This window comes from Aeromonas sp. S5(2024) (assembly GCF_041403025.1).
Lineage (GTDB): Bacteria > Pseudomonadota > Gammaproteobacteria > Enterobacterales > Aeromonadaceae > Aeromonas > Aeromonas hydrophila.
On record NZ_JBGLRI010000003.1, the window covers coordinates 39563 to 53219 of the forward strand.

The window sequence follows — 13657 nt, forward strand, 5'->3', positions numbered from 1 at the left end:
CTCAATCGATATCCAGATATTTATGAGTCTGGATGGAGAGCCGCCAATTGCGGGCAATGCAGGTTGTCATCGCCAATTGAGTGGCCCTGGGTTTCTGGCTGATGGGTTGCAGCGCGATCACCACGTTTTCACGCAAGCGGGCGGTGGCCAGCAGCGCATCCAGCTCCTCTACATGGCGCTCGGTGGCCACCGGATGCTTGATCTCGTTGGCCCGCTCGAGGGCAGAGACCAGCACTGGCAGCCCTCCCTTCATATTGATCTTGGGAGATACGGTGACCCAGGTCTGCTCATGGGTCTGGATCTCGCTGGTACCGCTGGTTTCGATCTGCACCTGATAACCCGCCTCAATCAGAGCGGCAGAGAGATCCTGCAGATCATAGAGGCAGGGCTCCCCCCCCGTGATCACCACGTGGCGCGCCTGATAACCGAGCTGCTGGAAGCTGGCCAGGATCTGCTCCGTGCTCATCTTGCTCCAGCCATCGGATTCGTTGGAGCAGTCGAGTACCGCCTGTACCCCCACTTCACGAGCAGGATCGACCACCCAGGTATGGCGGGTATCGCACCAGGGGCATCCCACCGGGCAGCCCTGCAGGCGAACGAAGATGGCGGGCAGGCCGGTGAAGACCCCCTCTCCCTGGATGGTCTGGAATATCTCGTTGATTGGGTAGTGCATCTTGGTCACGGCTGGTTGCAAAAGTCGCGGATTATACCCCAAGCATGGCCGAGACGCAGGTTCAGCATCCGCTTTTCTCGCCCAGCCCGGTTTTTTGGTGCAAGCGAGCCGCCACGCCCGCCTTGTCGGCCAGGTACTGCTGCAGGCCGCGGCTGCGCAAATCACAAGCCGGACAGGCACCGCAACCGTCGCCGGCAATGCCGTTGTAGCAGGTGAGCGTCTGCTGGCGCACGGTGTCGAGGTGGCCGTAGTGATCCGCCAGTGCCCAGGTCTCGGCCTTGTCGAGCCACATCAGCGGGGTCTCGAAGCGAATGGCGCGATCCAGCCCCAAGGAGACTGCCTGATTGAGCGCCTTGACGAACTCGTCACGGCAATCGGGATAACCGGAGAAATCGGTCTCGCACACCCCGGTGATCACCGCCTCGGCACCCACCTGATAGGCGTAGATAGCGGCCAGGGTGAGGAACAGGATGTTGCGGCCCGGTACGAAGGTATTGGGCAGGCCGTTGTCCTGCAGCTCGAAGCTCACCGGGATCTCGTCCCGGGTCAGGGCCGAGATGGCCAGCTCGCCCAGCATGGTCACGTCCATCACCTTGTGGGCAGCGATGCCGAGCCCACTGGCCAGACGGCGCGCCGTCTCGATCTCTTCCCGATGGCGCTGACCATAATCGAAGGTGATGGCGTGCACCTCGTCATAACGGGACAAGGCCTGAATCAGGCAGGTGGTGCTGTCTTGACCACCACTGAATACCACGACGGCTTTTTTCACGAATTATTCTCCTCTGGGCAGTTCAACTGCGCCGGCCCTGGGCAAAATCATGCCACTGCCGGTTCAAATGGGTAAAAAGGGTCATCAGCGGGGCGAAGCGATCGGGCGCCCTCTCCCACTGGGACAACAGATGGTAGCCCGCTTCCAGGGTCGACAGCGCCTCTGCAAACGGCTTCTTGCGAATGGAATATTGCCCCGCGATGGCGTCCAGCTTTATCCGCGGCAGCTGCTGCAACTCAGGGTTGCTGTACAGCATCCGGTAGGCCTTGCGCCAGGTGCCATCGAGCAGCAAAAAACAGACCCGGCGAGCCGGCTCGGCCGTCTCCCTCTCCCGCACCCTGGCAAGCGAGATGGCTTTCTCATCCGGCCACAGCAGATAACACTGCAGCGCGGGATCGGCCAGCAAGGCCGCCAGCTCGGGAACGTCGGCCACCTGTTCGCCCACATGCAGGCGGGCCTGCGCCAGCGAGGCGGCCAGCAGGATGGCGGTTCCCTTGGGATGCCCGACTTCGCTCGGATGCTGCAAAATATGAAGAGGGGCGAGATGCGGCACCTGCCGAATATAATCACACAGACAGGCTTTGAGGGCTCTGGTGCAACGTGTACAGTAGCGGCTCTTGTTGTCGTCGGACTGTTTCATGTTGTCAGAAAAATCAGGATTGCTCTGGGTCATCACGCTTTCACTCGCCAGTTTGCTGCTCTTTTTCATCGTGCCGAATCACCAGCTCTCCTTCGATCGCACCCTGATAGCCCAGGGTGAAGGGTGGCGCATCATAACAGGCAATGTGGCCCACACCAATCTGTGGCACCTGCTGCTCAATCTGAGCGGGTTGTGGGTACTTTACAGCCTGTTTCGCGAATACCTGACCGGTTGTCGGCTGCCGCTGCTGCTGTTGCTGCTCGGCGCCGCCGTCGGGCTCGGTATCTGGTGGTGGTGTCCGCAGACCCAGTGGTACATGGGATTGTCGGGCGCGCTGCACGGCCTGTTCGTCTGGGGCGCGCTGCAGGATATCCGCTATCGCCGCTACTCCGGCTGGTTGATGCTGGCAGGGGTGGCGATCAAGCTCGGGGTGGACTTCTACAGTGCAGGAGAGAGCCCGGTGTCCGCCCTCATCGGCGCCAGGGTACACATTGAATCACATCTGATTGGCTCGGGCGCCGGCCTGTTGCTCGGCCTGCTCCCGATCACTCTGCGCGAGCCTGCTCCCAAGGAGTGAGCCGCCCCTGATGCAATGCCGGCCCCATCGGGCCGGCATCCTGTCCATTATCGATTTGCCAGCTCGGCGTTGATGCCTGCCAGCATGGCGGCAGGATCGGCCGCCTGGGTGATGGGGCGGCCAATTACCAGATAGTCGGCCCCCGCCTCCACCGCCGCCAGCGGTGTCATGACCCGGCGTTGATCCCCGGCAGCCGAGCCAGTGGGACGGATCCCCGGCGTCACCAGCTTGAAGTCGGCGCCGAGCTGTGCCTTCAATTCACGCGCCTCTTCGGCGGAGCAGACCACCCCATCGAGCCCCGCCTCCTTGGTCAATTTGGCCAGCCGAATCACCTGCTCGGCCGGGCCGACAGTGAGCCCCAGCGGCGCCATGTCGGCCTGCTCCATGCTGGTCAGCACGGTCACCCCGATAAGCCAAGGCGCCTTGTCGCCATAAGGCAGCAACGCCTCCTTGGCGGCCCGCATCATCCGCTCGCCACCGCTGGCGTGCACGTTCACCATCCAGACGCCGAGCTCGGCACTGGCAGCTACCGCCTTGGCGACGGTGTTGGGAATGTCGTGAAACTTCAGATCCAGAAAGACATCAAATCCCTTGGCAACCAGCTGACGCACGAACTGGGGGCCAAACAGGGTAAACATCTCCTTGCCTACCTTGAGACGGCACTGGGCCGGGGAGATACGTTCAATGAAGGCGAAGGCATCGGCCTCGTGCTGATAATCCAGCGCAACCAGTACTTTGGGATCTAGCATCTCACTTCCTATCGATGGTTATTCGCCGCCCGGAGCTTGGCCCCGGCTCGACCTGAAAACACCAGGCCGCAGGGGCCTGGCTCATGATCTTGTGGTGGCTCTTACTCCCCGTCCAGGCCGCGGATCGGCTTGATGGACCCCCACTGGCGGCAGGAGGGACACTGCCAGAACAGGGAGTGGGTGGCAAAACCGCACTGCCGGCACTTGTGGGTAGATTTGATCTTGATCTGCTCGCCAACCAGCTGCTGCAAGAGCTCAAGGCTCTCCTTGGCGGGGCCCTCCTCAGCGCTTGCCAGCTGGAACCCCACCAGCTGATAGAAGCCCTTCATGGAGGGATGACGGCGCAATTGGCGCAACACCAGCGCACGGGCCTGACTCAGACCATCGCGCTCCTCCACCAGCTTGGCCAGTGCCAGGGTCACACTGACGCCGGCATGATCCTCCACCGCCTGCTCCAGCAGAGGGATGAGATCGTGGGCACGGCCCAGGCGCTGGTAGCACTCATTGAGGGAGGGAATGGCTTCGGAGGCAAAGTCGATATCCTGCTCGAACACCCGCAAGAGATCCTTGCTGGCCTGCTCGTACTCCCCTGCTGCCATGGCCAGTTCCGCCAGACGCAGGCTGGCACGGGCACAGGCGGGGTTGACACTGAGCGCCCGCTTGAGCTTGGCAAGCCCGGCGGGTTTGTCCCCGTCACGCAAGGCGCTCTCTGCCTGTTCGCAGTAAAAATGGGAAATGGGCTCGGCCAGCTTCTTGCCCTGAAACTTCTGCAGCCGTACCGCCACGTCGATGGCCTTGTCCCAATCCCGCAGTTGCTGGTGAATGATCAACAGCTGGGCCAGCGCCGTCTCTTCATAGTCGCTGTCATCGCACAGCTCGTTCCACAGCGCCTCAGCCCTGTCCAGCAGACCGGCAGCAAGAAAGTCGCGCGCCAGCTCCTGCAACGCCAGCTGGCGCTGTTCCCGGGTCAGCTGGCGGGTGACCAGGTTCTGGTGGATCTTGATGGCACGGTCCACCTCGCCACGCTGGCGAAACAGGTTGCCGAGGGAGAGGTGGGTTTCGATGGTTTCGCTGTCCACTTCCAGCAGCTGGATAAAGAGATCCACCGCCTTGTCTGACTCATCGGACAACAAATAATTGAGGCCCGCCACGTACTGGCGGGAAAACTGGTTACTCTGTTTCTGGGTGTCCTGGCGAACACTCCTGCGCCCCATGTACCAGCCGTAGCCGGCAGCAATGGGCAACAGCAGGAAAAGCAGTTCAAGCATCGAGGGACATTATTCCTTGGCAGCCGACCGAGCCAGCTCCAACTCGCGGGATTGACGGCGCATGGTGCGATTGAGGGTGCGATTCTGCATCTTCAGACGCAGGAACAAGAGACCGAATACCAGCCAGCCCAGCAGGAAGCCACCACCAAAAAAGAATCCCAGCAACATGGAGAGTGAAAACTCGCCCTGGGCAATCAGATAGTTGAACTGCACCAGCTGGCCATTTTGCGAACCGACGGCCAGGGTCAGAATAAACACCAGCACCAGTGGAATGAGGGCCAAGATACGCTTCATAGGAGCTCCCTGTCAGTATCTAATGAAAGGCTGATTATCCTTAAAATCACCGGCAGACTCTAGAGCGAATGGGAAAAGACTTGGAGAAACCGGACAATTGCCACAAGGCAAACCATAAAAACAAAAAAGGCATACCCAAGTATGCCATTTTCTGCATTATTCAGCGATGTTCACACGCTCGCGTAACTCTTTGCCAGGTTTGAAATGGGGAACATATTTCCCGGTCAATTCAACCTTGTCCCCGGTTTTGGGGTTGCGGCCCACGCGGGGGGCACGATAGTGCAGTGAAAAACTTCCAAATCCACGGATTTCAATCCGGTCGCCGTTTTGCAAAGTCGATGCCATCTGCTCAAGGATCTCCTTGATGGCAGCTTCGACATCCTTGGCCGGCATATGCATGCGGCTGGCAGCCAATTGTTCGATGAGATCTGATTTGGTCATAACGTTAAATCTCCTTCCCCGATCACATGCAATATTCATTACGCCAATGATAAAAAAGGGCGGCGTGACACGCCGCCCTTTTCTTGCATCAAGGATTATTCACCCTTGGCGGCTTTGAACGCTTCAGCCATGGCATTGCTGAACACAACTTCTTCTTGTTGGTTCAGGCTGTCGATAGCAACACGCTCATCAGCCTCGTCCTTAGCGCGGACAGACAGGCTTACAGTGCGGTTCTTGCGATCAACGCCCATGAACTTGGCTTCAACTTCGTCACCAACAGACAGCACCAGAGTGGCGTCTTCTACGCGGTCACGAGCAGCGTCGGAGGCACGCAGGTAGCCTTCTACGCCGTCAGCCAGTTCGATCACGGCACCCTTGGCATCAACCTCGGTAACCTTACCCTTCACAATAGCACCTTTCTTGTTGTCAGACAGGTACTTATTGAACGGGTCTTCTTCGATCTGCTTGACACCCAGGGAGATGCGCTCGCGCTCCGGGTCCACTTGCAGAACAACGGCTTCGATCTCGTCGCCCTTCTTGAATTCACGCACGGCTTCTTCGCCCTGGTTGTTCCAGGAGATGTCAGACAGGTGAACCAGGCCGTCGATGCCGCCATCCAGACCGATGAAGATACCGAAGTCAGTGATGGACTTGATCTTGCCGGAAACACGGTCGCCCTTGGCGTGAGTTTCGGCAAACAGCTGCCACGGGTTGGATTTGCACTGCTTCAGACCCAGGGAGATACGACGACGCTCTTCGTCGATGTCCAGAACCATCACATCAACCACGTCGCCAACGTTAACAACCTTGGACGGGTGGATGTTCTTGTTGGTCCAATCCATCTCGGATACGTGTACCAGGCCTTCCACGCCCTCTTCGATTTCAACGAAGCAGCCGTAGTCGGTCAGGTTGGTCACGCGGCCAGACAGACGGGTGGTCTCCGGGTAACGCTTGGCGATAGCAACCCAGGGATCTTCGCCCAGCTGCTTCAGACCCAGGGATACACGGGTACGCTCGCGGTCGAACTTCAGAACCTTGACTGCGATCTCGTCGCCAACGTTGACGATTTCGGAAGGATGCTTAACGCGCTTCCACGCCATGTCGGTGATGTGCAGCAGGCCGTCAACACCGCCCAGATCTACGAATGCACCGTAGTCGGTCAGGTTCTTGACGATACCCTTAACTTCTTGACCTTCTTGCAGGTTAGCCAGCAGGCTTTCGCGCTCGGAGGTGTTCTCGGTCTCGATCACGGCACGACGGGAAACAACAACGTTGTTGCGCTTCTGGTCCAGCTTGATGACTTTGAACTCGAGTTCTTTGTTTTCCAGGTGAGCGGTGTCACGGATCGGACGCACGTCAACCAGAGAACCCGGCAGGAAGGCACGGATGCCGTTCAGTTCAACGGTGAAACCACCCTTGACCTTGCCGTTGATGATACCGATAACGGTAGCTTGCTCTTCGTAAGCTTTTTCAAGCTGCAGCCAGGCTTCGTGGCGCTTGGCTTTTTCGCGGGACAGCTTGGTTTCGCCGAAACCATCTTCGATAGAGTCCAGAGCCACGTCAACGGAGTCGCCTACGTTGATTTCCAGCTCGCCCATGGCGTTCTTGAATTCTTCAGCCGGGATAGCGGACTCGGATTTCAGACCGGCGTCAACCAGTACGAAACCATTTTCGATAGCAACGACAGTACCCTTGACGATGGAACCTTGACGGGTTTCAACGGCGTTCAGGGACTCTTCAAAGAGTTGAGCAAAAGATTCGATCATTGTTTATGTCACAAATGAAACATCCACTTGCAATCCGGCACAAGCGGGGTTGTTTTAAATTATCTGCGCCATCCATGGTGCAGACGACTGACATCAGTTTGTACTGACATCACCAAGTTGTTGCTCTGCATAGGCAAGTACCGTTACCAGCACTTCGTCTATGGACATGGCGGTTGAATCCACCACGAGAGCATCTTCTGCCGGTTTAAGGGGGGCAACGGCGCGATTTCTGTCGCGATCGTCACGTTCCCGAATCTCGGTTAAAAGACGCTCAAAGTTAACATCAAAGCCCTTATCTTGCAACTGCTTATAGCGGCGAGAAGCCCGTTCTTCGGCGCTGGCGTCGAGGAAAATCTTCACCTCGGCTTCCGGGAAAACCACGGTGCCCATGTCACGACCGTCGGCGATGAGGCCGGGGGCTTGGCGAAATGCTCGCTGACGACGCAGCAGGGCTTCGCGCACCCGCGGGAAGGCGGCAATTTTACTGGCGGCATTGCCCACTTCCTCGGTACGGATGGTACGGGAGACATCCTCCCCTTCCAGCACGACCTTCACCTGCTCGGCATCGACCTGGAACTGCACATCCAGATTGGCGGCCAGGGGAACCAGCGCAGCTTCGGCATCGAGCTCTACATCATGATGCAGGGCAGCCAGGGCCAGCACCCGATAGATGGCGCCGGAATCGAGCAGGTGCCAACCCAGTTTTTCAGCCAGCAACTGACACAGGGTGCCCTTGCCTGCACCACTCGGGCCATCAATTGTCATCACGGGGGCCATCTGCGGCATAACGTCTCTCCTGCACACTTGTTGCACACATCCCGGGAGGGATGGGGTAATGGGCGCCGATTATACCCAAATGTGCCGAGCCTGGCAGTCGTCGTGGCACACATTTGCGCAAAACCAGTCGCAACTGTCCTCTTTGTGTACCACCTGGCAAACCATTAAGTTGTGCAAGGTTTTGTTCTTATGGTCGTTCTGCACAAGGCGCGCTAAACTGGCCGCCCTTTTTTAAGCAGCTGTAGTAAGGAGCAACCTATGAGCAGCGTTACCCTCGTGGCCAAATCCAAGTTGCCGACCCCCTGGGGCACTTTCACGCTGGTAGGCTTTCAGGAAACCGGCACCGGCAAGGATCACGCCGCACTGGTGATGGGCGATATCACGGGTGATGAGCCGGTGTTGGGCCGCATTCACTCCGAGTGCCTGACCGGCGATGCCCTGTTCAGTCTGCGTTGCGACTGCGGCTTCCAGCTGCAGGCTGCATTGGAAAATATCGCCAAGGCAGGCCGCGGCGTCTTGCTGTACGTGCGTCAGGAAGGGCGCGGCATCGGCCTGCTCAACAAGATCCGGGCCTATCATCTGCAGGATCAGGGCGCCGACACCGTCGAGGCCAACGTGGCGCTCGGCTTTGCCGCCGACATGCGCGATTACACCATCTGCGCCGACATGCTCAAGCAGCTGGAGGTGAAATCCCTCAAGTTGATGACCAACAACCCGCGCAAGATGAAGGCGATGGAATCCTTCGGCATTCCGGTAGCGGAGCGGGTACCCCTGCAGGAAGGGCGCAATCCCCACAACGAGTTCTACCTCTCGACCAAGGCCAACAAGCTGGATCACATGTTCAAGAAGTGATCCCACCTCGCCGCTCGTCGCCATGAAAAACGCCTCCCATCGGGAGGCGTTTTTTGTTGCTCTCATATCGCCGCGGCGCTAGCGGATGGGCAGCTCGATATCGGCAAACATGGCATCCACGTCGTCGCTGGAGCGCAGGGCAATGGCACGCTCCACCACGTCCCGGGTCAGATGCGGGGCAAAACGGGTCATGAAGTCATACATGTAGGTACGCAGGAAGGAGCCCTTGCGAAAGCCGATCTTGGTGGTGCTGTGGGCAAACAGGTGGCTGGCATCGAGCGCCACCAGATCGGTATCGACCTGGGGATCCAGCGCCATGGTCGCCATTACGCCGATCCCCACCCCCAGCCGGACATAGGTCTTGATCACGTCCGCATCGGTGGCGGTAAAGACGATGTTGGGCTCAAAGCCGGCCCGGTTGAAGGCGGTGTCGAGTTCGGAGCGGCCGGTAAAGCCGAACACATAGGTCACCAGCGGGAAGCGGGCGATGTCGGCGATGGAGAGCTTGCCCACCTGGGTCAGCGGGTGGCCCTTGGGCACGATCACGCTGCGGTTCCAGTGGTAGCAGGGCAGCATGATGAGATCTTCGTACAGGTGCAGCGCCTCGGTGGCGATGGCAAAGTCGGCCTGGCCCTTGACCACGGCTTCGCTGATCTGGGTCGGCGTGCCCTGGTGCATGTGCAGGGAGACTTTGGGAAAGCGCTTGATGAAGCCCTTGATCACATCAGGCAGCGCATAACGGGCCTGGGTGTGGGTGGTCGCAATGTGGAGCGTGCCCTGCTCGGGGTGAGTGTGCTGACTCGCCACCGACTTGATGCTCTCCACCTTGCCCAGGATCTCGTTGGCAATCTTGATCACGTCCCGCCCAGCCGGGGTGATCTGGGTCAGATGTTTGCCGCTGCGCTCGAAAATCTGGATCCCCAGCTCATCTTCCAGCATGCGCACCTGTTTGCTGATCCCTGGCTGAGAGGTGTAGAGGCTCTCTGCCGTTGCCGACACGTTCAGTCTGTGGTTGGCAACCTCAACGATATAACGCAATTGTTGGAGTTTCATGATGTTAGGCTCTAAAGGCGACTTGAACTAATACTAACAAACTTTTGCCTGATAGCCTTTCCTTCTTGGCCATTTATGGCTGTGCCTGCGCCAGCAAAAAATCCCGCAAGGCGCGGTTCGCCATGGAGAGCGGATCCCCCCGCCGCCACGCCACGCACAGATCGAGAAAGATCGGGGGAGCAAACGGGATCCCGGTCAGGGCGGGCTCTTCGTCCAGCGCCATCCGCAAGAAGGTGGTCACCGCAAACCCCTGCTTCACCACCGCCTTGAGCAGCGGGATGAGGTTGCTCTCAAAGGCGATATCGGGCTCGCAGCCCAGCTCCTGGGCCAGCGCTTCCATGTGCTCGCGGTGATAGAAGCCGCGGCGAAACATCGCCAGCTCCTGGCTGAAGAACTCGCTCAGCGATACGCTCCGGACCTGACGCAGCGGATGCTCCTCCCCCACCACCATCAACATCTCTTCACGCAGCAGCTGGGCCCCCTCCAGCGCTGGCGGCAGATCGCTGGTGATGAGGATGGCAAGATCCAGCGAGCCGTCCACCATGCGGCTCAACAGCTCGCGGGTGCCCGCCTCCTCCACCCGGATCTTGAGGCCGGGGTAGCGATGCTTGAAGGCCATCAGGAGCGGCGGAAAGTAATAGGAGCCCATCATGTAGGGGATGCCGATGCGCACCTCTCCACGCTCCAGCCCCTTGAGCTCGGCCATCTCGGCCTCGGCCTGATGCATCTGGCGCAGCAGGCGCTCGGCATGGCGGCAGAGCACCTCCCCTTCCGGGGTGAGCCGCACGTTGCGATCCTGACGGTCGAACAAGCGCAGCTCGAGCTGCTGCTCCAGCTTGGCGATGGCCATGCTGATGGCGGGCTGCGCCACGTGCAACCCGTTGGCCGCCTTGGTAAAGGAACCGGCATCCCGTACCGCCAGCAGATAGGTGAGCTGTTTCAGGTCCATATCAATTTGTCTTATCAGATGGATAACTTAAATATATTATATTTATGTTCTGGCGCGCACTAACCTGCAACAAAGCTGTCAGGACAATTGCATATGATCGAAGTCGGTAGTCGTGAATGGATCCGCGCCACCCTGGCCCTCAGCCTGGGCTCCTTCCTGGTGTTTCTCAATCTCTATCAAACCCACCCGCTGCTGCCGCTGCTGGCCGAGGTGTTCTCCGTCAGCTCGCTGTCGGCCGGCTGGACCCTGGCCGGCTGCACCGCTGGGCTCGCCACCTCGCTGCTTGTCTGCGCCCGGCTGGCGGATCGCTTCGGCCGACGCAGGATCATGCTGTGGAGTCTGACCGGCGCCATCCTGCTATCCCTGCTCATCAGCCTAGTCAGTCAATTTGAACAACTGCTGCTGCTACGGATCCTGCAGGGGGTCCTGCTGGCGGGGCTGCCCGCCACCGCCATCGCCTACATGGGGGAAGAGTTCAGCAAGCGGGCCCTGCTCTCCGCCGTCGGCGTCTACATCGCCGCCAACTCGTTGGGGGGCATCGCCGGCCGGGTGGTCGGCGGTCTGCTGGCTGGCTGGTTTGGCGACTGGCAGCACACCTTTCTCGGCATCGGCCTCATCAGCCTGGCGTTGCTGCCTATCGTCATCTGGCTACTGCCGGCCCAGACCCGTTTCGTGCCCGTCATCGCCAAGCCGGGTCAGTTTCGCCAGGCGATCGCCAGCCACCTCGGCAATCCGCTGCTGGTGGGGGCCTACCTCATCGGCGGCCTCAACTTCATGGTGTTTCTGAACCAATACAGCTACCTCACCTTCCTGCTGGCCAGCCCCCCATTCTCCTTGCCTACCCAGTGGCTCGGCATGCTGTTTCTGACCTATCTGTCGGGGACGGTGGCCTCCTCCCTCAGCGGCCGCTGTGCCCATCGCTGGGGCGCGCAGCGCCTGCTGCTGGTCGGCATAGCCCTGATGGCGCTCGGCAGCGCCCTACTGCTGGGCGGCTCGCTCGGCGCCATCCTCTCAGGCCTGCTCATCTCGAGCTTCGGCTTTTTCCTTGCACACGCCTGCGCCAGCGCCTGGGTCGGCCAGCACGTGGAGTGCAACCGGGCGCTCGCCTCGTCGCTCTATCTGGTGGGTTACTATCTGGGGGCCAGTCTGGGGGGGCTCTATCTGCACCCTTTCTGGGAACAGGGAGGGCTTGGGGGATTGGTGCTCGGCATCGAGCTGGTACTGGTCATCACGGCGGGGTTGAGCCTCTGGCTTGGCCACTTGAAGGGGCGCCCCGCCCGCCCCCGCATCTGCCATCCCTGATGCTATCTCGGCTATGAAACGGGGCCGGTCAAGCGGCCCCGTTTCATCAAGGCTGGTCGTAGTAGCCGGCAGGCACCGGCACCACGGCGCCGCTCACCAGCTCTTCCTCGATCACCTCGGCCAAGGTGCGCAGATGAAATTTGATCTGCCCAGAGGCCAGCATCACCACCACGTCAGGATTGCGCTCATCGCGCAGGTTACCGGTTTTGAAGGGCACCTCGGGATGGGCTGCCAACAAGGCGTCCAGCGAAGGCACCACCAGTTCGATATGTTCCAGCCCAGCCTGGTGGTTGCGACCCGGTTTGGGCGCCGCCAGCTCGATGCAGGGCACGATGCCGTAGGTATGGGGCACCGGTTGATGCAGGCGGTAGGTGGCGATGGGCCGTCCGCCAATCATCCCCTCCACCAGCAGGTCACCATGGCTTGCCAATAGAGCCTTCAGGGCCTGGTATTCCGACAGGGTGGCGGCCCGGTAGCAGAGGTGGTCCACCTCGATGGCGGCGGGATGGATGGCGAGGGCTTCCAGCTCGGTCAACAGCTGGCAAACAAATGGGGCCATCGGCCCCAGTGTGGTATCGAGTGAGTGCGACATAATCACCATTTCTTCTTGGGTTGGAACAGGACGTCCAGCTCGTCCGCCTCTTTGTCCTTGATGCTTTGCAGCTCTTTCTCGCTGTGCTCCTGCAGGTGGGCATCGAGTCCGGCCAGGCCCTGCCGCATGTCCTCTTCACGGGCCATCAGGTAGGGATCCTTGTCGGTGACGCTGGCCAGGGCTGAAAGCCCCTTGGTGTAGAGCTGCCGGCAAGTGCCGAACTGCCCCTGGATCTGGGCATCCATGGCCCGCTTCACCAGGTTGGCGATGTTGATCTTGAGCTGCATCAGCTCGAGGCGGCGATCCTCCTGGGCAAAGCCCTGCGGATCTATCTTGCCCTTGTTGTGTTCGACCCGCAGCACGGCCCGCATCTTCTTGACCAGCTGCAGCATCTGGATGGCCTGGCGATCAGACTCCGGGGTCTTGAAGTGCCCCTCATCCTGGCTGCTGTAGTTCTCCTGCACGTTCTTGATCTGGGTCTGCACGTCGGCAATGCGCTGCTTGAGCTGGCCGCTCGGCATCACCAGGGCGATGGCGCGATAGGCATCGAGGATCCGGTGCTGCAACAGCAACACTATGTTCTTGGAGAAGGGCACCAGGTTGACGTTAAGCAGCATCTCTTCGGTTTCATCCACCACCGACTTGTGGCGGGCGATGGCGTGACGCTTGTCGGCCTCTGCCTTCTGCTTATATTGCTGCACCACGTTATAGGCGATGACCAGAAACAGGAGTGCGCCAATAGACAGCAATACCAAGGTTAAAATCATAGGAAGTCCAAACTCCTGTCCCAATCCAATTGCGTGATCCTACAACAGCTTACCTAGTTAAGGTAGTCCGCAGCGCGGAGCTTGCCCCCGATTTGTTGTGCCCAGACGGGCAGGAGCACAAGGGAAAGCCAGGATCACGCGGCGCTGGCGACACCGCCATTACCCCTTAGTATCGCCCATCGGGCCCA

The 13657-nt window shown here is 59.7% G+C and carries 16 protein-coding genes; 3 read left to right on the plus strand and 13 right to left on the minus strand.

The features are described from left to right. Nucleotide 1 precedes the first annotated feature (1 nt). The 3 genes from queE to ACB032_RS06765 all read right to left on the minus strand — a co-directional run bounded on the left by queE (nucleotide 2) and on the right by ACB032_RS06765 (nucleotide 2151). On the minus strand, nucleotides 2-673 hold the full coding sequence (gene queE, locus ACB032_RS06755; protein ID WP_045791049.1) for a 7-carboxy-7-deazaguanine synthase QueE: 672 nt from the start codon (nucleotides 671-673) through the stop codon (nucleotides 2-4). A 61-nt stretch (nucleotides 674-734) separates the two neighbouring features. After that, entirely contained in the window at nucleotides 735-1442 is a 708-nt protein-coding gene (gene queC, locus ACB032_RS06760) for a 7-cyano-7-deazaguanine synthase QueC (protein ID WP_201975256.1), read from the minus strand. A gap of 22 nt (nucleotides 1443-1464) precedes the next feature. Then, the gene (locus ACB032_RS06765) at nucleotides 1465-2151 is read right to left on the minus strand and encodes a tRNA-uridine aminocarboxypropyltransferase (protein ID WP_371137618.1); all 687 of its coding nucleotides are present in this window, start codon (nucleotides 2149-2151) and stop codon (nucleotides 1465-1467) included. Here ACB032_RS06765 and rrtA point away from each other — a divergent pair. Continuing rightward, on the plus strand, nucleotides 2081-2659 hold the full coding sequence (gene rrtA / locus ACB032_RS06770) for a rhombosortase (RefSeq protein WP_230599436.1): 579 nt from the start codon (nucleotides 2081-2083) through the stop codon (nucleotides 2657-2659). The genes ACB032_RS06765 and rrtA overlap by 71 nt on opposite strands. A 47-nt stretch (nucleotides 2660-2706) precedes the next feature. Here the strand turns inward: rrtA and pyrF are convergent, their stop codons facing one another. The 6 genes from pyrF to cmk form a co-directional block, all read right to left on the minus strand. Next, a complete protein-coding gene (gene pyrF / locus ACB032_RS06775) occupies nucleotides 2707-3408 on the minus strand; it encodes an orotidine-5'-phosphate decarboxylase (protein WP_252377016.1) in 702 nt (233 codons plus the stop codon). Between the two features lie 101 nt (nucleotides 3409-3509). Further along, nucleotides 3510-4676, minus strand: coding sequence for a lipopolysaccharide assembly protein LapB (gene lapB / locus ACB032_RS06780; protein WP_371137619.1), 1167 nt, complete (start codon nucleotides 4674-4676; stop codon nucleotides 3510-3512). Between the two features lie 9 nt (nucleotides 4677-4685). Continuing rightward, on the minus strand, nucleotides 4686-4970 hold the full coding sequence (locus tag ACB032_RS06785) for a LapA family protein (protein ID WP_011705692.1): 285 nt from the start codon (nucleotides 4968-4970) through the stop codon (nucleotides 4686-4688). 156 nt (nucleotides 4971-5126) lie between these two features. Continuing rightward, nucleotides 5127-5411: an integration host factor subunit beta gene (ihfB, locus tag ACB032_RS06790; RefSeq protein ID WP_011705691.1), complete on the minus strand. Its 285-nt coding sequence runs from the start codon at nucleotides 5409-5411 to the stop codon at nucleotides 5127-5129. Nucleotides 5412-5506: 95 nt separating this feature from the next. After that, nucleotides 5507-7177, minus strand: coding sequence for a 30S ribosomal protein S1 (rpsA, locus tag ACB032_RS06795; RefSeq protein ID WP_011705690.1), 1671 nt, complete (start codon nucleotides 7175-7177; stop codon nucleotides 5507-5509). Between the two features lie 93 nt (nucleotides 7178-7270). Further along, nucleotides 7271-7963 carry a (d)CMP kinase gene (cmk, locus tag ACB032_RS06800; protein WP_101148903.1) on the minus strand — a complete coding sequence of 231 codons (693 nt, stop codon included), beginning with the start codon at nucleotides 7961-7963 and terminating at the stop codon, nucleotides 7271-7273. Between the two features lie 249 nt (nucleotides 7964-8212). Between cmk and ribA the strand changes: the two genes are divergently transcribed. After that, nucleotides 8213-8806 (plus strand): GTP cyclohydrolase II, encoded by a 594-nt coding sequence (ribA, locus tag ACB032_RS06805; RefSeq protein WP_010634253.1) that lies wholly within the window; start codon nucleotides 8213-8215, stop codon nucleotides 8804-8806. A 78-nt stretch (nucleotides 8807-8884) separates the two neighbouring features. Here the strand turns inward: ribA and cysB are convergent, their stop codons facing one another. Continuing rightward, on the minus strand, nucleotides 8885-9859 hold the full coding sequence (gene cysB / locus ACB032_RS06810; protein WP_010634254.1) for an HTH-type transcriptional regulator CysB: 975 nt from the start codon (nucleotides 9857-9859) through the stop codon (nucleotides 8885-8887). Between the two features lie 73 nt (nucleotides 9860-9932). Next, on the minus strand, nucleotides 9933-10808 hold the full coding sequence (locus ACB032_RS06815) for a LysR family transcriptional regulator (RefSeq protein WP_044799810.1): 876 nt from the start codon (nucleotides 10806-10808) through the stop codon (nucleotides 9933-9935). A 93-nt stretch (nucleotides 10809-10901) separates the two neighbouring features. Between ACB032_RS06815 and ACB032_RS06820 the strand changes: the two genes are divergently transcribed. After that, nucleotides 10902-12110: an MFS transporter gene (locus ACB032_RS06820; RefSeq protein ID WP_371137620.1), complete on the plus strand. Its 1209-nt coding sequence runs from the start codon at nucleotides 10902-10904 to the stop codon at nucleotides 12108-12110. Between the two features lie 46 nt (nucleotides 12111-12156). Here ACB032_RS06820 and ACB032_RS06825 read toward each other — a convergent pair whose 3' ends face one another. Both ACB032_RS06825 and ACB032_RS06830 read right to left on the minus strand, forming a co-directional pair. Then, nucleotides 12157-12711: a VOC family protein gene (locus ACB032_RS06825; protein ID WP_371137621.1), complete on the minus strand. Its 555-nt coding sequence runs from the start codon at nucleotides 12709-12711 to the stop codon at nucleotides 12157-12159. Next, entirely contained in the window at nucleotides 12705-13469 is a 765-nt protein-coding gene (locus ACB032_RS06830) for a DNA repair ATPase (protein ID WP_011705685.1), read from the minus strand. Before ACB032_RS06830 ends, ACB032_RS06825 begins: the two co-directional genes overlap by 7 nt. Nucleotides 13470-13657: the final 188 nt, after the last annotated feature.